Source organism: Siminovitchia thermophila, assembly GCF_016909185.1.
GTDB classification, from domain to species: domain Bacteria; phylum Bacillota; class Bacilli; order Bacillales; family Bacillaceae_C; genus Siminovitchia; species Siminovitchia thermophila.
The window spans coordinates 211,854-230,896 of the sequence record NZ_JAFBFH010000001.1 but is presented as its reverse complement, the minus strand read 5'-3'; the positions used below and the strand labels follow the sequence as shown (position 1 = coordinate 230,896).

Below are 19,043 nucleotides of genomic sequence, written 5' to 3'. Positions count from 1 at the left end.
TACGTATAGGTAATGTGAGGATCAGTCCTAGTGACTGATCCTTTATTATGGGGCCGGGACATAAGCAAATACGAAATAGCAAAAAACGACCAATTCATTTATAATTGTTCGGTTTATTTATGATAAAAAAATCCCTATCATCGCTACGTCAACATATTTCGCTTTCCGCGGGCCCGCCTTCAGCTTCCTTGGAAAGCAAAGGTCGCTTTCCTGCGGTATCTTCAGCTCGAGCTATTCCCGCAGGAGTCTACATATGTTGACTACGCTAAAAGCTTGCGTATTATATACTAGGACCATTTATCCCGCATGTAAGGTGCCGTAAGCCTCCCACTTCAAAATCTTGAGTGAATACAAAAGGTCTAAGTGGGAGAAAACGGCACCTAAATGCCCGATTGGTTCAACTAACATTCAGTAGGAGCCCTACTGAATGAAGTTTCACTTTATCCCGCATGTAAGGTGCCGTAAGCCTCCCACTTCAAAATCTTGAGTGAATACGAAAAGGTCTAAGTGGTAGAAAACGGCACCTAAATGCCCGATTGGTTCAACTAACATTCAGTAGGAGATGGAAGAAAACGCCTACTGAATGAAGTTTCACTTTATCCGGCATATAAGGTGCCGTAAAGGCTCCCACATCAAAATCTTGAGAAATACAAAAGGTCCAAGTGGTAGAAAACGGCCCCTAAATGCCCGATTGGTTCAACTAACATTCAGTAGGAGATGAAAGAAAACTCCTACTGAATGAAGTTTCACTTTATTGTTCGTTTTTTATCAGCTGATTTAGTTATGTCAACGGAAGGAATCAAAATCAATAATCCCTATTACGTTGTAGTTTGCGTTTTAGTTGCTTTGGTCATCTTAGCTACTTTTAAGTAAAGTGCTGCCAGCTGATCCAGGAAAAAATTTGAATATGATCACCCGATTGCACCACTCTAACCGTTTTTTACACCACTGCATTTCACAGCCAAAACGATAAATTCCCCAGATTCGATATGTGAACCTGATGGAATCGTGAATTTCGTCAGGTTTTTCAGCATTATGACTCTTGTTAAATATAAGTAATCTAATCAAAAATAAAAGTTTTTCATTGTTTTGTATAAGTTTACTTTACTATTATAAAAGATAAGTTTATAATTTGATTTGAAGAGGTGATGGTCGTGAAGAAAGATTTTGGTGATTCGATATCCAATAAAGTTTATGAATATCGTGTACTTGCCAGAATGACTCAGCAAGAATTAGCAAACAAAGTCGGGGTTTCCAAACAAACCATCTTCGTAATGGAAAAAGGAAATTATGTTCCGACCTTGCTGTTAGCTTTTCGAATTGCCGATTTTTTTAATGTCGATGTAAATGATATTTTTACTTATGTGAAAGGAAATGATCAAAATGATCCATGAATTTTTCTCAAATATCCACGACGCCATTTTTTCCCCTTTAAGGTCCTGGGCTGAACAATCTCAAGGAAATTGGAATATTCTCGTTGTAGTTGGTTTTTTACTGGTGATGGGCAGTGCGATTTTTGTCTATATCTTTCATAGGAAGATGGGACCTGCCGATGAACGGACAAGTAAGATCTCATTGAAGAGTGCTTACTTTATGCTATTGACAATTGTGCTGTGTGACATCATTTTTCCAAAAGACTATATGTGGAACATCTTTTTCACGTTCAAATATGCGCTGGCATTTTTAGCTGGTGGAATTTACTTGGCCGTTCAATATAAAAAGGATTTTTCATAAGAAAAAAGGCTGAGAAGCGAGGCTCAGCCATGGATGGAGGATTAGACAATGCTGGTAAATAAGCTAACGAAGCGATATGGAAATTCAATCGTTTTAAAAGATCTCTCTTTAGAATTTAACCAAGGAGAAATCGTTGGTCTGATTGGAAGAAATGGTGCTGGCAAAAGTACCTTGAATGAAGATTATCACGGAACTTATCTGAACCTATGGTGGATCAGTAACAGACAATGATCAAGTGGGGTACTTGATCGAAGAACCAAAGCGATTCAGTCATAAGACGGGATTATTCCACCTAACTTATTTTTCGGGAATTTACGGAAACACCTTCAAACTCAATGAATACGCGGGGCTCTTACGGAACCTGCAATTTCAAAAAATTCTCCAAAGATGTTCATGCTAACGTACGATTTAATCATCACTTGGGCATTAAAGATATACAATAAACGATTCAGGCACGAACTTACTGAGGAAAGTAGCTGTTCGGACTGCTTTATCCGAAAAAGATAAACCTTTGAAAAAGGGTATTATTCTGATAATGGGAGTACATTCATAAAGAATGGACGAAGTTAGCTTTTACACCAAAATATATGTATAATTCCCATTCTTGGAAAAAATTAATTTTTGGCGAGGGTATAAAGACGATGTTCTCAAGAATAAACTGACAATGCCCGCCAGACGGACGCTTGGTGAATTAGCTGAATTTGACTGGGCGGGGGCTGTCCGCTAAATCTTGCGACAAGTGGCTGGACAAAGCCATCTATTTGTAAGCCCCACTATTTAGTCAATATTTCTATATGTGTATTATAAAATTTTAGAGAATATGGGGCGATATAAAATGCAATTTTTTAAAAAGTATTCTTTATTGGCTCTAGCAATATCTTTATTTGTTTTATTGTCTGGATGCGGGGCAGGTAAAGCAGTTGAAGGAGCAGATCAATACATAACAACTATTGAACAAATCGATATTCCAGATGATATAAAGGTTATCGGACTGGGTGAGGCAACACATGGAAATATTGAATTTCAAGAGTTGAAAAAAGACGTTTTTGAAGTATTGGTAAAAAATGAAAATGTCCGTGTTTTTGTCTTAGAAGGTGATTTTGGGGGCGGACAGCAAATAAATCAATTCATTTTAAATGGAACTGGTACTGCGGAAGAGGCAGTGAACGCCCTTGATTATGGTATTTATAAAACGGAACAAATGATTGAGCTTGTTCAATGGATGCATGATTATAACGCGACGGTGAGCGAGGACAGGAAAATTTATTTTTATGGAAATGATATGCAACGCTATGACTACAGTAAAAAAGGCGTGCTAGACTATTATAAAGTTGTAAATGAAGATGCATTCAAAAAATATGCATTACAGATGGAACCTGTTTCAAATGATAAAATGCATGAGTTAACGACAGAGCAATTGAAGGAAATCGATGAAACAATAGAAAACATCCTTTCAGACCTGCAAACAAATGAAGGGAATTACGTGGAGCAATCATCTACTGAAGCTTATCTCTTTGCTTTACAATATGCGCAAATCATGAAACAGCGTACACAGTTATTTTTAAACGAAGGAGATTATACAAAACTTCGTGATCAATATTTGGCGGATAATTTACAATGGATTGTTGAATTTGAAGCAGAGCGAGGTCACGATAAAATATTTATGACCGGACATAATGGGCATATTGAAAAAACGTCTGCATCGTTAGCTGGTTACAAATCGATGGGAAATTATTTGGATGATTTGTATGGTGAAGAATACTTTGCAATTGGTACTGATTTTATCAGCAGCGAGTTTCAGGCGAAAAATGGCGGCTCTGGTGAACGACAAATTCATACACTGGAGAATCACAATGATTTAGTTGATGCATTCAGTGAAGTGGAATCAAATGTTTTCTATGTTGATTTTGCAAAAGCAAGGAAGTCGGATGAGTTATCGGATATCATCTCGAGGGAACAAAAAATGGCGAATATTGGGGATGATTTCCGCTGGTGGTACAAGACTTTAAAGAAGTTTTACACGATTGAAATGACACCCGACAAAGCATATGACAGTGTTATTATTGTAAAGGCAGCAACACCAACAAATGTCATAGAATAGCGTTATTTATTGATAACACAGCATAAAATAATCCAATTCTATAAGTGTCCGACTTGCTTTTCTTTTTTCCACAAATAGGGCCAGATTGTAGAACGTTTCATTCGTATTTGCAGTGGTTATTGTTGACTTAATAGTAAGGAAGTATTTTTGATAGGAGTTTGGGTAATGCACATAAAAACGAAAAGGTTATTGATACGAGAATTTGAATCCAAGGATTGGCAAGCTGTATACGCGTATACGTCGGACAGTAATGTTATGAAGTATATACCTGAAGGCGTTTTTACTGAAAAAGATGCCAAAGAATTTGTAAGTAAAAACACAGGTGATGATGCCGAAAAATTTCCTGTAGTATTAATAGCGGAAGATATTGTTATAGGGCATATTGTTTTTCATAAGTATTTTGGTGAGCATACTTATGAGATTGGCTGGGTGTTTAATCCAAAATACCAAAACAGAGGATATGCCTCTGAAGCGGCAAAAGCCATCTTGGAATATGGCTTTAAAGAAATGAACTTACACAGGATTATAGCTACATGTCAGCCTGAGAATATTCCTTCATACCGAGTAATGGAGAAGATTGGAATGAGAAGGGAAGGCTTTTTTAAAAAATGTATTCCTAACGGTAATGAATGGTGGGATGAATACTATTACGCCATTTTAGAAGAGGAGTTCAAATGAACGATAAAGAGTTCACAAGGTTTTCTTCGTCAATAAAAGGTGAAAAAATTGGATCGGATTGTGAAAAAGTAAAGAGGGTTTTCTGGTAATGACAGTGGAATTGTTTTATTTGCAAGTCTCATCTTGACATTGCAAATACTTCAAGAACGCATGAGAAATTTTTGAAGGAAAGTTAAATTACCGCAATCGGGCGGTATTGAAATAAATTGGGACCACCATTTAGACAACTCTAAAATGTGCGGTCCTTTTAATATCCACTATTATATAAGATATAAAGCGAAAATTCTGCGAATCAGGATGCCGGGTTTACTTTTGGGGCCAGGTTGTTTCGGTTTGCGGTACCGGTTAAGGCCGCATTTTATCCGGCATGTAAGCTGCCATATACCCCACATCAAGACCTGAGTTGGTAAGTGGGAGAAAACGGCACTAAATGCCCGATTCGTTCAACTAACATTCAGTAGGGGCCCTACTGAATGAAGTTTCACTTTATGTTCACGACTTGTACGAAGATCAATTATTTTTAGATGTGGTGGAAGGATCTGGACCTTCCATTACGCTTAGCCAAAAGTAAGAATGACAGGATTTGAACCTGAGGCCTTTTGATCCCGAAACAAGCGCTCTACCAATCTGACGTCTTCTTTTCAAAAATTCCATCTCCCACTAGATTCCGCCTTGAAAAATCTAGCTGTTTTAGGACAACAAAAAAGACTACTACGTTTCGTAGAAGCCTTGATATAACTGGTATTTGATGCCGCGAGTGGGAGTCGAACCCACACGCCCTTGCGGACACTAGAACCTGAATCTAGCGCGTCTGCCTTTCCGCCACCGCGGCAAAAATGATAGCTCCATTATTATAACATAATATGACCATAAAATGTTTTGACGTTTTTTTGAAAATCCAGCGTCTTTTTGGTTGATTGCATGCTTTTCCACATTCCCTCTTGCACCTCCAGCTACGTGAGGCTTTATGATGAGTATATACTTTTCGTAGGAGGGATTTTGATGAAAGAGAATACGAAGTACTCCGTTGGAGAGTTTTCCAAAAAGACAGGCTTGTCTGTTCGTACGCTGCATTACTATGATGAAATTGGGTTGCTTCAACCTGAAAAGGACCCGGAATCAGGCCATCGCATTTACAGTCATTCAGATATTGTAACCTTGCAGAAAATCTTAAGTCTTAAATTCCTCGGTTTCAGTCTGGAGCAAATCGCTTCCTTGCTGAATAAATCGAGCTTTACGGTTGATTTGGCTGACACATTGACTCTTCATATGAAGGCTTTGGAAGAAGATCAAAAGCGAATTGAGGCATCACTGAATGCGGTAAAGAGAGTCATCAGATTGCTTGAGGAAGAAGAGGAAGTGGACAGTTCCGTATTATTCAGCCTCATTCATAATATGCAAACGACAAAAAAGCAAAAAGAATGGATGGATCAGCATAAGCTGACAGAAGTAATGGAAGTGTTGTCCGGGAGATCCGAAGAAGAAAAAATCGCCCTGGACCAAATGTTTATTACTTTTTATAAGGAAGTCAAACAATTATACGGCAGTCCGGTAGACGATCCCAAAGTAAAAAAAATGCTTGAATCTTATCTTCATAATGCTTTTTCCTTTCTGGGGGAAGACTTGATTCACCAACTGGCGGACGCAAATATCGAAGAAACGGATATTCAAGAACTGGAGAATATGTCGCCTTTTCCATTTACGGAAGAAGAGCAGAAATGGCTTAACGAGGCGATGGAATATTATATGAAGGAAGCAGAACAGGAATGAATGCTTATTGAAAAAGGGATTCTTACCACCTGATTAGTTTCCGGAAGTTTTTAAAACCAGTCCCAGCCATATGTAAAAATAATGAAATCCCTTCCGATTAATATCATGATTGGAAGGGATTTTCACAATGGGTAACGTATATTGGAGTATATAGTTTCAGCAGCTACGTAAAATGAACAGTCAAAGGTGATAAAATGGATCATTTATTGTTGTTTACAAAAATGACTTTTACAAGAATGAAGAATAGAATATTGATTCGTTGATTCATTTAGCAAAGAGGCCGGAAGTGATCTTGTTTTTTGTGTTGCTGGTTGTCGTTCTTCTGATGAGTTTATTGACTTTATATACGTTTGCCGATACCACTTTTGAAGTGCATATACATTTATTTCCTACAATGTTTTATACATTGGTACTCGCGGTCATTTTTCCATATGGTGCTTTTGAACTGAAACGTGGTGAACCTGTTCAAGAGCAAAGCATATTTGAACTCATGATGGGGCATAAAAAGTTTCTTTTTTTAAATGAAATGGTAAAATTTTTGGCTTCAAGTGTTTACACTTTCGGATTATTGTTCCTAATATTATCCAGGATGAGCAATATTGACCTCTTTTCTTCAATATTGTATTGGCATTCTGTTTCAATGTTCATCTTTACAATGAGTATCGTAAGCAGTAAGGTGACACTGCTTTTGATTCGGCCTTTAATTCAGTCTATTCAGCTTTCTTTCATGTCTATTTATAAAATTGGTTTCATCGTATACTTATTAATTTTTTTATCTTTGCCGTTTCATCAGGTCATCGCTCGTTATTGGCTTCATCATAGTACAATCCTATCATCTATTCTATTATTTGTGATTGCTATTGCCGCTTATTTGCTTCTTCAACTGTTTGAAATAGAACAACCACAGAGTCATATCAAAGATGAAAGAGCCAATCCACGCATATTATTGCGGCAAAAGTATACGTATTCCGCTATCGCCATGATCAACATAAACAAATATATCGTGTTTATCTTCATGCTATTTCTTTTCTTACAATTGATTGGCATTTTTTCAAACCAAAGCTTAATGATGCTGACATTTTTCAAACTCTTTTTATTAATGGCTATTTCCAGTTTTATTTTTGACAGGCTGGAAACACAACATTTCATATCACTGATTAACATAAGGGCGTCCCTTTTAAAATATACATTTGCGGTAGAAGTTTTTTATTTTCTCGTTGCCCTCTTGTCGTTTATGGGTTTCACGGCTGTCACATTTCTATTTTATGATTACTCATTTACGTATTTTTTAATGATTACTGAGTTCTATTTTTATATTTTTATCTTATGTCTTGCGCCTATTTTAACCATCATCTTACGATTTCTATTTGATGAATTCTTCGGAATCCTGGCAAAAACGATTGGTACAGGGGTAGTGATTATGGGGAGTTATGTGGTTATTCCGAAAGTCGTCGACAATATCGCCAAAAAGGGAAGTGTCACGCTGGCAATGATCGGTATGATATTCATCCTTTTAGGAATTCAATTTTTATTGGTAAGGAACCATGAAATTAATACATAACATTTCATTCTATATGAACTTACTGTTTCAAATCATTTATAGATCAATCATCATGCTTTTGGTCATTTTGATCATCGTATACTATTTTTCTGGTGACCTGCTCATTTCAATGTTAACCATCCTAATAATTACCTTTTACATATTTGTTCATGAAATGGGGCACATCCTTTTTCTTCAAAAGTTTCAAATTTCTTTTTTGTACAGAGTTAAACATCTGGCTTTTTATCCCGCATGTAAGGTGCCGTAATACTCCTACTTCAAGACCTGATTTGATACAAAAGGACTAAGTGGGAGAAAACGGCACCTAAATGCCCGATTGGTTCAACTAACATTCAGTAGGCGATGGAAGAAAACGCCTACTGAATGAAGTTTCACTTTATATTGATGTTGAAGAACAGTCATTTTCACAACTAAAACGAAAACAACAGCTTGTGATTGTCTTGGGCGGCCCAGTTTTTTCAGTGGTATATCTTATTACAGTATTTTTCATTATACTAGCTTTTCGTGAAGTTCTAAGGCTTTGTGAAATTTGGTTTTTACTATTCTTTCTCTTATTGAGTGAAATATATGGAATTACTTTTGGAAAGGATGGCCAAGCGTTAGAAAAAGTCATCGGGATTAAAATAAAGGAGTAGATCGTGTTGATTAAAAAAATCAGGACTGCGCTTATTATATTTATTGGTCTGTTTTTGCTGCTGTTTTTTTCAGGGTATATATTTTTTTCCAAAAGTCTTATAGAAGAAACGACAACTACATCATTTATACCAAATAAACGATTCGCTCTATACATTATAGAGGGTACCGGAGAAGTAACCATTCATATGTTTCATGTAATGATTTTGGCATTCGTTTTAACCATCCCAGTATATTTTATCCTTCAGTTGATCCAAAAATTGTTTAACCGTTTTTTATATAGCAGGGGGAATCAGTAATGCTGCATTCTGTCGAAATATCCTCTTTAACGAAACGATACGGTCAATTATGCGCATTGGAAAATGTATCGCTTCACTTTAAAGCGGGGAAAATCTATTTACTGTTAGGTCATAACGGAGCCGGTAAGACGACACTAATGAAGTTGTTGTTGGGCATTATGAAATTGAAAAAATCGGATACTGGCCGAATCCTTTATTATGGCGAAGATTCCCTTATAAAAGATTTTAAATATGATATGTCGTACTCTCCAGAGGTTTATTCATTATTTGATGACTTAACCATTATTGAATACTTGCATTTTGTAGCCAATATGTATCGTAAAAACATATCTATTCAAGAAAAAATTGCTGACTTATTAGAAAGATTCAGCTTAAATGAACAAAAAAACAAATTTATCTTTACGTTATCCAACGGGATGAAGAGAAAAGTTTCTCATATTGCTGCATTAATGCTGGACAGCCCATTTACCATTTTGGATGAACCATTTACCGCGTTGGATCCAACATCTATCTTTCTTTTAAAAGATTATCTCGTCCATAAGATCAAACAATCGCAGCACACTTTCATCATGAGTTCACATCAATTGGCGATACTTGACAGCATTGAACTGGATGAGGATTTTATTGAAGTTATTTTTTTGGAAAACGGCAGGCTCCTGTTTGCAGGCAAAAAAACACAACTCTTCACATTAACTGGCTCCAAGACGCTTGAGGAAGCCTATATGAAGATGCAGCGTGAAGACCTTTCGCAAGTAAGCGGGTGATGGCGCACGATTTGACACTGTATTCCCTACAATGAAGATTAATGGATGATTATGACGAAAGTTTTTTACAGGAAGACATGCAACTTCATCGTATTCATTATATATAGTGAAAAGGATCGCAATCAGTATGGTTTACGGGTCAAGAGAGTAGTCACAAAAAGAAGGAATGTTCGCCAACCCAATGTTTGCAAACGACATCGCAGAGATTCAATCAGGAAAGAGTGTGGAAGAAACTGAAAAAGTCAATCATTTGTATTTCTTTTTTCACATATAGGAGCTGCTCAGTGGTTTGCGAAAATGAAAAATTGGGTATTCCTTCATTGATATGATTACATATTAGGGGGAATGTGGTCATGGAGGAAGGTTATCCTAGTCGCAGGCAGTATCAAAAGAAAAGACAGCAGGGAAAAAAAATATTAAAAAAGTTAGCCATTCACACCGTGATGGCATTTTTTATCTGCGGTGTTTTATTGATGGGGGTGCTTGCGTTTGCCGCAGTGGCTTATGTAAGGGATGCTCCACAATTAAATCCCGAGTTGCTGAATTCCCCGCAGTCATCCACGATCTATGATATGAATAGCAAAAAAGTGACAGATATCGCCGGAGAGGAATATCGCAAGGTCGTTCCTTTGGATCAGATACCAAAAAAAGTGCAAAATGCGTTTTTGTCCGTTGAAGATGCGAGGTTTTGGAACCATCCCGGCATTGATGTCAAGCGGGTTGCCGGCGCGGCGGTGGCCAATGTGAAGGAAGGTTTTGGGGCAGAAGGGGGCAGCACAATCACACAGCAGCTTGTCAAGATGTCCTTTTTATCCTCGGAAAAAACGATTGAGCGGAAAGTACAGGAAGCGTATCTTGCCTTAAAAGTGGAAAATAAGTATACAAAAAAAGAAATATTGGAAAAGTATTTGAACAAAGTGTATCTTGGCGAAAAAACTTATGGTGTAGCGACAGCCGCAGAAGTGTATTTTGGTAAATCGGTTGAGGATCTGAATATCAGCGAGGCTGCGCTACTGGCGGGGTTGCCGCAAAGGCCGAGTGGGTATAATCCATACAATCACCCTGACCTTGCCGAGAACCGGAGAAATATTGTCCTTTCTTTAATGGAAGAGCATGGATATATTTCGGAAAAAGAAAAAAAAGAAGCCCAGTCGATCCCTGTAGAGAAGCTTCTTAAAAAACGGGAGAATAAAACTTTTTATAACAGCTTTACGGATCGGGTTATTGAAGAGCTGAAAGAAAAAGGGATTGATGAGAAGGAACTTTTTACACAGGGACTGAAAATCTATACAACGCTTGATCCAAAAGCACAGTCAATAACGGAAAAAGTGCTAAAGACAAATGAATATATCGAATTTCCCGATGATCAATTCAAAGCGGGTGTTGTGCTGTTAGATACAAAAACAGGAGAAATACGGGCAATCGGCGGTAGCCGGCATTCGGAAGAAGTCCAAAGGGGATTCAACTATGCCACTCAATTAAAGCGCCAACCCGGTTCCACGGCTAAGCCGGTTATGGCTTATGGACCGGCGATTGAAAAGTTGAAATGGTCTACTTATGAGCAAATTAAAGATGAACCCATTGAATTGAATGGCAAGGTATTTAAAAACTGGAATAATCGTTTTCACGGAAACGTCTCCATGCGTAAGGCGATGCAATGGTCATATAATATCCCGGCTATCAAGGCGATGATGGAAGTGGGCACTGAAGAGGCCAAGCAGTTTGCCGGAAAGCTGGGGATTCCCTTAAAGGAAGTTTTTCCATCTTATGCTATCGGAGGGTTTGGTGACGGAATATCGCCTCTGCAGTTGGCAGGAGCTTATTCTGCCTTCGGTAACGACGGTGTTTTTAACGAACCACATACAGTGAGAAAGATCGTCTATCCAAGTGGAAAGGAAAAGAGTCTTCAGCCAAAACCTGTTCAGGCAATGAGCGATTATACAGCCTACATGATCACCGATATGCTAAAAACAGTGGTCGAAGAAGGAACGGGACAGATGGCCCATATTCCAGGACTTCCTTTGGCCGGAAAAACCGGAACGAACGAACTGCCGGATACGATTAGGGGTTCCGGGGTAACGGATGCCTGGTTTGCCGGATATACAACCCGCTATACCGCTGCGGTATGGACGGGATACGATGAGATTACGCAGGAAAGCTATGTTCGAACAAAGGACTCCCACAATGCCAAATTGATCTTTAAACACATCATGTCCGAAGTTTCGAAAGGAATCGAAACACCTGATTTTACGATGCCGCCCTCGGTTGAAAAGGTGACGATTGGCAATCAGGTTGAGTTGTTTGTCAAAGGCACCGCGCCGAAGAGGAAACAGTTGAATATCGATAAGCCAAAGAAAGTCGAAGATAAAGAGGAAAACAAGCAACAGGAAGTGGAAGAGACAGAGAAGAAACAGGATGAAGTGCAAGAAGAAGAGAAAGAACCGGAGCAGGAGAAAGAGAAAGTGCCTAATCCGAACGAGGAAAAACAAGAAAACGAAACACCCGACACGAATAAACCAGAAAATCCTGGTGGAGAAAAGCCTGCTCAAGACAATCAGCAGCCTGGAGAAGATGATAACCAGCAAAACGATGATCAGCAGGATACTGGGAACAATGATAAAGGCAATCCAGGAAATAATCCGCCGGGAAATAAGGATACCCCGCCCCCGGGGGACACTGGCGGAACGGACGGCTCCGGCGAGAAAAAAGAGGAGCCGGCTACTCAAAGTCCGCCGCCCAGAAAAGATGACGGTTAGGATGGAGCAACGTTATCCTCATTTTAAAACGAACCGTTTCAGGAAGAGAAGACTCTTCTTGAGCGGTTTTTTTATGTAGGATATGCGCCTGAACAAAAGGCGTATAACCTTCGGATTTTCTGGCATTTTTTCCTGAAAGAGGTTTAATGGTGCATCGATAACGGAATAAAAGAAATAATAAGACTTAGTCAATAAATCAACAAAGGAGAACGAACATGTCCAATGTCAAATTAGCAGTCATCTTTTACAGCATGGGCGGAACGAATTATCAATTGGCAAAATGGGCTGAAGAAGGGGGAAAAGAAGCAGGAGCTCAAGTTAAAGTGCTGAAAGTGGAGGAGTTAGCCCCGGAATCCATTATTGAAAGAAATGAAGCATGGAAATCAACAGTAGAGACAACAAAAGATGTTCCCATTGCTACTGGCGACGACATTCAATGGGCGGATGCGATAATCTTCAGTGTCCCTACCCGATTTGGCAACATGCCTTCACAAATGAAACAATTTCTCGATATTCAAGGAGGGCTGTGGTCTTCGGGTAAAACAGTGAACAAAGTGGTCAGTGCCATGACTTCAGCGCAAAACCCGCATGGCGGCCAAGAAGCAACGCTTTTATCTTTGTATACAACGATGATGCACTGGGGGGCGATCATTGTACCTCCTGGTTATACAGATCAATCGGTTTTCGGGGCCGGTGGAAATCCATACGGCACAAGTGTAACCGTGGATCAAGATGGCAACATGGTTGACGATGTCCAAGCCGCGGTTAAGCATCAGGCAAAGCGCACCGTAACCGTCGCGGAATGGGTGAAAAAAGCGAATCAATAACGGTAATCGGGAGCTAATCGGCAAATGTCCGGTTAGCTTTTTTCATTGGAACTTTTTCATGACTTGCTTGGATTTCCAAAAAAATGTTCCGGAAATAAAAAGATTTGCGCACCCGCCGATTCAAATGAACTAAATGGTGCGTGGCGGCTTGTGACGAGTGTATTTTGCCGAATTTAATTGGTCAATGTCTCGATAAAAGAAGGTCAATCTAAGTATCTTTTTTCAAAGAAGCCGGTCCACTAATCGTACTTAATGGTGGTTTTACCCCCAAAAAAACAACGTGGCCACTACAGGCAAGTGGTCAGAAGCTTCTGGCATTATGTTAACAACCCCAGCATCCATTATGTCAAAATGATGACTGGCAAAGATATAATCTAGTCGCGTTCTTGGCCGATGTGCAGGATATGTAAAGCCTGTTCCTTTTCCAACTGTTTCCCACGCATCCTGAAATTCTTTCGTCAAATTTTGCCATCGTTTCGATCCCGGCTTCATGTTCCAATCGCCCATTATCACGACCGGTTTGGCTTTATTTTGCTGTAACTTCAATATATAATCTGTTTGTTTTTTGTGGAGCAATGGGTTAAGGCTTAAGTGGGTGACGATTATTTGCAAGGATAATGTTTCGATTTGAACTTTTGCCTCCAACAGAGACCTTCCCTCGCTGAGTCCCGGCATCGTAAATGAATGGGTTGCTTTGTCGACAATGGGATATCTCGATAAAAGGGCGTTTCCAAATTGCCGTTCTTTCGCCAAATATGTAAGGGGAATTGCCAATGGACATTAGGATGAGACAATATTGCCTTTCGGCATGGAATATCATCGATCCGGTTTATTTTCAATGTACGCGGTTGCAATATATTCAAAAAGCATGCGGTAATCAATCCATATTACGTGTCCGGTTAACGAAATACAAAGGAAGGGATATCGTTTTATCAGACGGGACTCCTATCAAGAAGAATGACGTACTTGTGAAAATTCATTTGCATAATAGCAAGCTTTTGCAGCAAATGGAGTCGTGTCATAGCGAAATTAGAAGAGCTTTATATATTTACCAAGCGGTTAAAGAGTCGCTTCCATTCGTTATCCGTTATATCCAGACTCAGAAGAATCATGAGCAGATAAAAGGGCTGATCGGCATTACGATGCTTTATAAAGGATGTAAGAGATTAGGGTTTGAGCCGTACCCAATTATTCACCCGTTTTATAAACATTTCAAAAAGATTTCTCTTCTTCCGATCTATTTTCTCTCCTCCGCAAGAGCATTCAATAAAGAAATTCCGTCTCCCATGTATTTATTTATGTCAAGGGATACATTAATGAGCCGTTATGGACACAATAATTGATACGAAAAGGAAATGAAAAAGGATGAAGAGAATGGTCTATCTAATGATCGTTATCATTGTCGTTGTCATGATCATCATTTTGATAAAAACGGCTGTTAAGCCTAATCGACAATCTTTGGATCAAACAGAAATGACGCAAACAGGGAAACCTGTCATTTTACTGATCGTCGACTCCCTGATGAATGAACCGCTGCAGCAGGCAGTAAAAAAAGACCGTGCGCCGGCGCTTCAATTTCTGATGGAACATGGCCGGCTATATCCTGATGTTGTCAGCAGTTATCCCACAATGTCTGTGACGATTGACAGCACATTATTAACGGGAACGTATTCGGATAAGCATCGTGTTCCGGGTCTCGTTTGGTATGATGAAAATGAAAAACGGCTCGTCAATTATGGAAGCGCCAGAGAAGAAGTGTTTAAGCTTGGCGTCAAGCAAGTGGCGGAGGACAATCTTTATAAGTTGAACCATAAGCATTTAAATCGTGATGTCAAGACGATTCATGAAACATTAGCGGATGCGGGGCAGCAAAGCGCGTCGATCAATGCGCTCGTTTACCGTGGAAACGAAAAAAAGACGCTGCATATTCCCGAAGTCGCAGCAAAATTGAAATTGGCGCCGGAAACATTACACATAAAAACGCCTGCGCTTTTTTCCTATGGCATGCTGTCGCAATTCAGCCCAAAAAACGATCAACATATCGGCCCGTTTGAAAAGTTTGGTTTTAATGATGCCTTTTCCGCCCAAGAATTGAAGCATCTCATTCAAAATGATAAGCTTCCCGCTTTTACAATTGCCTATTTTCCGGAGCTTGACCAAGAAGTCCACAAAAATGGCCCTAAAGAACATATTGATGCCATTGCGAAAACAGACAAGCAGGTTCAAGAAGTGTTGAATACGTATGAATCGTGGGACGAAGCGCTGAATAGCGCCATTTGGATTGTGATGGGAGACAGCGGTCAGGCGGAAGTGGGAAATGACAAAAATCAATCCCTTATTCGCTTAAAAGACATGCTGGATGATTATAACATATACAAAGTGACAGAGCAGGTTAAAAAAGATGACCAAATTGTCCTAGGGCACAATGAAAGGATGGCGTTCATATATATTTTGGATGAGGCGATCAGACAGGAGGAAGTTGTAAAAAAACTGCAAAAGGATGAAAGAATTGGGTTTCTCGCCTGGAAAGACGGGTCTAGTGTTCATGTGGCTGCAAACGGCCACAAAGAAATTTTTACTTTTCGCCCCGACGGCCCGTATAGGGATTCATACGGGCAAACGTGGACAATCAAAGGAGATCCTTCTGTGCTGGATATGACGGTTCATGGTGTTGTGATTGAATATAAAACATACCCTGATGCGCTTGCGCGGCTTCATAGTTCGCTTCATTCACATTCGGGCACTTACATCATTGCGGATGCCAAGCCCGGGTTTGAGTTTCAAGGCGAAGGAACCCCGATTCACCTTGGTGGAGCTGCGCATGGCGCGTTGCATGAGCAGGATACAATAGTTCCCGTGATCGTAACGGGCACGGACACAAAACCGCGCCATATGCGGATCGTTGATTTATATGCGTGGATGATAGACTTGACGAAAAATCGATAACGGTATTTGCATGGTTTTCATATTGGAAGCTGCTCCAGCGGTCACGACCGTCTTTTCATTGCCTGTAAAAGGGGGGAGGTGCGAATTTCGGTCAAGATTATCTTTTAATCGTTTTGATGGAAAGATGAATGAGGTTACATTGCCAGTGTAAAAGGGGGGGCAGGCGCGAATCTTCGTCACGCTTACTTTTAATCGATTTCGCAAAAGGGGACGGTGCGATCAATCGGCCACGTTATTATTACCGAAAAGTTAGGCTGGCTATTTTATAGAAAATGGATTAACATCGTCGTTAACAAAAACCACCAAGTACAAAAAGTGTATGCTTGGTGGCGGGAATGGACGGCGGTTAATGTCCGCCTCCTATTCGATGTTAGAGCAAATGGTTTGCAATCTCTTCCTTGAATGGGCCATTATTCAAAAGATTTCGTTTGGCGAACTATTGGACATTCGAAATGGTATCTCCTTGAATTGGCTCTATTCCATTTTTAAACTTAATCCGAATTGATATTCCACTTTCCAAATCTGACGTATCCATTACTTGGAAATGCAAATGTGGTTCTGAAGAGTTTCCGGAATTGCCGCATTTTCCAATGTATTGTCCTTCTTTTACAAAATCACCTACTTTAACTCGTATTGAGTTCTTTTTTAAATGAGCTAACAGGCTATATTCTTTTTCCGCATGTTTTATGATGACATAATTTCCGGCCGGATTTTCGGCATCCATATCCACTTCGCCAGGAATATTGTCTTTCATACCATCAACCACTTTTGTCACTTTTCCATCTGCCGGGGCTATGATTTCTTTATCATAAACATAGAAGTTTTCATTTCGAGTTCGTGTATCCTTATAAGATGAACCATTTTGTACTTTTACTAAATCATAAGCATAACGCTGATTTTCATATGGATAATGATAATTGATGAATTCATTTGTCCCGCCCCAAAAGACAAACGATTCACCTTTTATTGGCATACTATAAGTCATTTGCGTAAAGCGATTATCACTCTCTGGAAAAATTCTAAATGGCTTTATATAGAGGCTTTGTATCTGATGGTGCCTATCGAAAGAAACGTGAATGGCCTTTTCATTTCGGTCATCTAACCAAGTATAGTAATACAAACCTTGTAAAGTTGCTTTCCATTTTAATTGGTAATGTGTAACGCCCGCATTAAAGGTTTTTGCTAGCTCAACAAATTGCTTTAAAGATATTAGTTGCTGAAAATCTTCAGAGGTGCAACGGTATATTTTTTCAAAATCTTCACATTGAAATATTCTTCCAAACTCTTCTGGGTTAATAGAACCATCAATCAAAAATAAAACCTCCAAATTATTTCTAAAAAGTGTACTTATACACTCATACGAAATGCTCGTTAAAAAGTTCCGCTAAACCTTCATTTGTTTCCTGTTATGAACTCGGATATTCTTGTTAAGATTTTTAATGGAAATTATTACAACATCTCTATTAAATGAGGTAGCCATCCATTTAAAATCATATAGGGAAGGAAAAGTGTGCTGACGCGAATGGGCTTTTGCGCCTTTGTCCAATAAGCGGGATAAACTCAACGTTTAACATGGTGGTTTTGCTCAATAAATTGATAAGGTTCTTACTAAATGAATGATAGGGTTCATTGAAAAGAGCTGATGGAATGATGATGCGTATCAATTACAAATTGAATAAAAATCACATGCTTTGGATGATGCTCGGGTGGTTGCTTGTCATTCAGGTGCTTGTCGCTTTTGTCGGGAGAAGTATCGCTCCTTTGGGGATTTTAATCGGGGAAGATCTTTCATTGACGAAAGCACAGATTGGAATGCTGCCTGCCGCGTTATTTTTAGGGTAGTCGACTGTGTCGATACCGGCAGGGCTACTGACCGATCAAATGGGATCTAGAAAAGTACTGCTACTTCTCTCAGTTTGTCTGGGGACAGGGTTTTTGATAATGACTTTTACGTCATCACTTTTTCTATTGTTATGTGCAATTGTTATCAGGGGACTTGGCTATGGCGCCTCTCATCCTGCAACTAACCGGGGTATTCTCAGTGGTTTCCGGCAGAAAGACGGGGGATCGCTATGGGAATCAAACAAATGGGCGTCACTCTCCGATCTGCCCTTGCAGCCCTGCTCCTGCTGCCGTTGGCAAGTGTTTGGGGGTGGCGTCCGGCCATATTGGCGGGAAATTCGATTTTATTATTGACCGGTATGTTTACTTATATCATGTATGATGAACCACGCCAAAAAACAAATCCGACGGCAGCGACAGTGAAAAGAAATCCAATGACATGTTGGACGCTGTTACGACATAAAGCGCTTGTGTATGTCAGTTTGAGTGCTTTGATTTTAAGCGGTACTCAAATGATCGTAAATACATATCTTGTTTTGTTTTCCTATGAAAGGCTGGGCATCAGTCTTTTTTTATCCGGAACATTGCTTGTTTTGTCCGAAGCAGGCGGTTCTGTGGGAAGGATCTGTTGGGGTGTGATCAGTGACCGCTTTTTCAACAGTAAGCGCTTGATGGTGTTATTTCATCATTGCCGTGATGGCTGCCGCCATTTCAATGATTGTCGCCCTGCTTCCGGCGGGGACATCTTACATTGTGATGGTGCCCGTCGCCTTTTTATTCGGGTTTGGTGTTTCCGGGTTTAATGGCATTTGGATGAATGCGACAACAGAATTAGTTCCAGAGGAGCAATTGGGCATTGCAACGGGCTTTAGCATTACTGTCGGGTCTTGGGGTGTTGTGGCAGGTCCTCCTTTTTTTGGATTCATTGTGGATATGAGCGGTTCTTTTATATCAGGCTGGCTGTTTATTTCATTCATGATGGGCATTGTGGTGATGTTGCTGTTGAATGTGATGTCTGTGAAACAAGAAGAATCCAAGAAAATAAAACATTTTTCCTAAAAAAATGACAAAGTTTCACTATCTTAAATTGAGTGGTTGAGGAGCGGTTCATTAGTGACTATAGTAATGTTTA

At 39.6% G+C, this 19,043-nt stretch carries 18 protein-coding genes and 1 tRNA gene; 16 read left to right on the top strand and 3 right to left on the bottom strand.

Annotation, left to right across the window (positions count from 1 at the left end; all coding sequences use genetic code 11):
• Positions 1-1,148: 1,148 nt before the first annotated feature.
• From JOC94_RS01025 to JOC94_RS01005, 5 genes are all read left to right on the top strand, one after another.
• Entirely contained in the window at positions 1,149-1,394 is a 246-nt protein-coding gene (locus JOC94_RS01025; protein WP_077109445.1) for a helix-turn-helix transcriptional regulator, read from the top strand.
• A complete protein-coding gene (locus JOC94_RS01020) occupies positions 1,384-1,734 on the top strand; it encodes a DUF2178 domain-containing protein (RefSeq protein ID WP_077109444.1) in 351 nt (116 codons plus the stop codon). The genes JOC94_RS01025 and JOC94_RS01020 overlap by 11 nt, the downstream gene beginning before the upstream one ends.
• 48 nt (positions 1,735-1,782) lie before the next feature.
• Complete coding sequence (locus JOC94_RS01015) at positions 1,783-1,965, top strand: ATP-binding cassette domain-containing protein (protein ID WP_139345517.1); 183 nt, start codon at positions 1,783-1,785, stop codon at positions 1,963-1,965.
• Positions 1,966-2,569: 604 nt separating this feature from the next.
• Positions 2,570-3,835: an erythromycin esterase family protein gene (locus JOC94_RS01010; RefSeq protein WP_077109443.1), complete on the top strand. Its 1,266-nt coding sequence runs from the start codon at positions 2,570-2,572 to the stop codon at positions 3,833-3,835.
• 165 nt (positions 3,836-4,000) lie between these two features.
• Positions 4,001-4,513 carry a GNAT family N-acetyltransferase gene (locus tag JOC94_RS01005; RefSeq protein ID WP_077109442.1) on the top strand — a complete coding sequence of 171 codons (513 nt, stop codon included), beginning with the start codon at positions 4,001-4,003 and terminating at the stop codon, positions 4,511-4,513.
• Positions 4,514-5,262: 749 nt separating this feature from the next.
• Here JOC94_RS01005 and JOC94_RS01000 read toward each other — a convergent pair.
• Positions 5,263-5,345, bottom strand: a tRNA-Leu gene (locus tag JOC94_RS01000).
• A 170-nt stretch (positions 5,346-5,515) separates the two neighbouring features.
• Between JOC94_RS01000 and JOC94_RS00995 the strand changes: the two genes are divergently transcribed.
• From JOC94_RS00995 to wrbA, 6 genes are all read left to right on the top strand, one after another.
• Positions 5,516-6,283, top strand: coding sequence for a MerR family transcriptional regulator (locus tag JOC94_RS00995; RefSeq protein ID WP_077109441.1), 768 nt, complete (start codon positions 5,516-5,518; stop codon positions 6,281-6,283).
• Positions 6,284-6,569: 286 nt separating this feature from the next.
• A complete protein-coding gene (locus tag JOC94_RS00990) occupies positions 6,570-7,844 on the top strand; it encodes a hypothetical protein (protein ID WP_077109440.1) in 1,275 nt (424 codons plus the stop codon).
• 641 nt (positions 7,845-8,485) lie between these two features.
• Entirely contained in the window at positions 8,486-8,776 is a 291-nt protein-coding gene (locus JOC94_RS00985; protein WP_077109438.1) for a hypothetical protein, read from the top strand.
• Positions 8,776-9,540 (top strand): ABC transporter ATP-binding protein, encoded by a 765-nt coding sequence (locus tag JOC94_RS00980; protein WP_077109437.1) that lies wholly within the window; start codon positions 8,776-8,778, stop codon positions 9,538-9,540. The genes JOC94_RS00985 and JOC94_RS00980 overlap by 1 nt, the downstream gene beginning before the upstream one ends.
• A 353-nt stretch (positions 9,541-9,893) precedes the next feature.
• Entirely contained in the window at positions 9,894-12,296 is a 2,403-nt protein-coding gene (locus tag JOC94_RS00975; protein WP_077109436.1) for a transglycosylase domain-containing protein, read from the top strand.
• A gap of 215 nt (positions 12,297-12,511) precedes the next feature.
• Entirely contained in the window at positions 12,512-13,123 is a 612-nt protein-coding gene (wrbA, locus tag JOC94_RS00970) for an NAD(P)H:quinone oxidoreductase type IV (RefSeq protein WP_077109435.1), read from the top strand.
• A gap of 261 nt (positions 13,124-13,384) precedes the next feature.
• Here wrbA and JOC94_RS00965 read toward each other — a convergent pair whose 3' ends face one another.
• Positions 13,385-13,876 (bottom strand): endonuclease/exonuclease/phosphatase family protein, encoded by a 492-nt coding sequence (locus JOC94_RS00965; protein ID WP_171973763.1) that lies wholly within the window; start codon positions 13,874-13,876, stop codon positions 13,385-13,387.
• Positions 13,877-13,896: 20 nt separating this feature from the next.
• On the opposite strand from JOC94_RS00965, the gene JOC94_RS00960 reads away from it, so the two are divergent.
• Together JOC94_RS00960 and JOC94_RS00955 are read left to right on the top strand one after the other, a co-directional pair.
• A complete protein-coding gene (locus tag JOC94_RS00960; protein WP_236016928.1) occupies positions 13,897-14,466 on the top strand; it encodes a YkoP family protein in 570 nt (189 codons plus the stop codon).
• A 31-nt stretch (positions 14,467-14,497) separates the two neighbouring features.
• Positions 14,498-16,069 carry an alkaline phosphatase family protein gene (locus tag JOC94_RS00955; RefSeq protein ID WP_083717189.1) on the top strand — a complete coding sequence of 524 codons (1,572 nt, stop codon included), beginning with the start codon at positions 14,498-14,500 and terminating at the stop codon, positions 16,067-16,069.
• Positions 16,070-16,505: 436 nt separating this feature from the next.
• Here the strand turns inward: JOC94_RS00955 and JOC94_RS23310 are convergent, their stop codons facing one another.
• On the bottom strand, positions 16,506-17,381 hold the full coding sequence (locus JOC94_RS23310) for a M23 family metallopeptidase (protein WP_213088935.1): 876 nt from the start codon (positions 17,379-17,381) through the stop codon (positions 16,506-16,508).
• A 335-nt stretch (positions 17,382-17,716) separates the two neighbouring features.
• Here JOC94_RS23310 and JOC94_RS22730 point away from each other — a divergent pair, with 335 nt between their 5' ends.
• The 3 genes from JOC94_RS22730 to JOC94_RS22720 all read left to right on the top strand — a co-directional run bounded on the left by JOC94_RS22730 (position 17,717) and on the right by JOC94_RS22720 (position 18,970).
• Positions 17,717-17,911: a hypothetical protein gene (locus tag JOC94_RS22730; RefSeq protein WP_236016927.1), complete on the top strand. Its 195-nt coding sequence runs from the start codon at positions 17,717-17,719 to the stop codon at positions 17,909-17,911.
• Between the two features lie 230 nt (positions 17,912-18,141).
• The gene (locus JOC94_RS22725) at positions 18,142-18,714 is read left to right on the top strand and encodes an MFS transporter (RefSeq protein WP_236016926.1); all 573 of its coding nucleotides are present in this window, start codon (positions 18,142-18,144) and stop codon (positions 18,712-18,714) included.
• Entirely contained in the window at positions 18,608-18,970 is a 363-nt protein-coding gene (locus JOC94_RS22720; RefSeq protein ID WP_408021891.1) for an MFS transporter, read from the top strand. Before JOC94_RS22725 ends, JOC94_RS22720 begins: the two co-directional genes overlap by 107 nt.
• Positions 18,971-19,043 lie beyond the last annotated feature (73 nt).

What these genes read in the sequence shown, in the direction of transcription:
- JOC94_RS01005 (WP_077109442.1), top strand. Translation starts at nt 4,001, where the DNA reads ATGCACATAAAAACGAAAAGGTTATTGATACGAGAATTTGAATCCAAG.
- JOC94_RS00955 (WP_083717189.1), top strand. Translation starts at nt 14,498, where the DNA reads ATGGTCTATCTAATGATCGTTATCATTGTCGTTGTCATGATCATCATT.
- JOC94_RS01015 (WP_139345517.1), top strand. Translation starts at nt 1,783, where the DNA reads ATGCTGGTAAATAAGCTAACGAAGCGATATGGAAATTCAATCGTTTTA.
- JOC94_RS22725 (WP_236016926.1), top strand. Translation starts at nt 18,142, where the DNA reads ATGGGAATCAAACAAATGGGCGTCACTCTCCGATCTGCCCTTGCAGCC.
- JOC94_RS00995 (WP_077109441.1), top strand. Translation starts at nt 5,516, where the DNA reads ATGAAAGAGAATACGAAGTACTCCGTTGGAGAGTTTTCCAAAAAGACA.
- JOC94_RS22720 (WP_408021891.1), top strand. Translation starts at nt 18,608, where the DNA reads ATGGCTGCCGCCATTTCAATGATTGTCGCCCTGCTTCCGGCGGGGACA.
- JOC94_RS22730 (WP_236016927.1), top strand. Translation starts at nt 17,717, where the DNA reads ATGATGATGCGTATCAATTACAAATTGAATAAAAATCACATGCTTTGG.
- JOC94_RS00980 (WP_077109437.1), top strand. Translation starts at nt 8,776, where the DNA reads ATGCTGCATTCTGTCGAAATATCCTCTTTAACGAAACGATACGGTCAA.
- wrbA (WP_077109435.1), top strand. Translation starts at nt 12,512, where the DNA reads ATGTCCAATGTCAAATTAGCAGTCATCTTTTACAGCATGGGCGGAACG.
- JOC94_RS01025 (WP_077109445.1), top strand. Translation starts at nt 1,149, where the DNA reads ATGGTCGTGAAGAAAGATTTTGGTGATTCGATATCCAATAAAGTTTAT.
- JOC94_RS00975 (WP_077109436.1), top strand. Translation starts at nt 9,894, where the DNA reads ATGGAGGAAGGTTATCCTAGTCGCAGGCAGTATCAAAAGAAAAGACAG.
- JOC94_RS00960 (WP_236016928.1), top strand. Translation starts at nt 13,897, where the DNA reads ATGGACATTAGGATGAGACAATATTGCCTTTCGGCATGGAATATCATC.
- JOC94_RS01020 (WP_077109444.1), top strand. Translation starts at nt 1,384, where the DNA reads ATGATCCATGAATTTTTCTCAAATATCCACGACGCCATTTTTTCCCCT.
- JOC94_RS01010 (WP_077109443.1), top strand. Translation starts at nt 2,570, where the DNA reads ATGCAATTTTTTAAAAAGTATTCTTTATTGGCTCTAGCAATATCTTTA.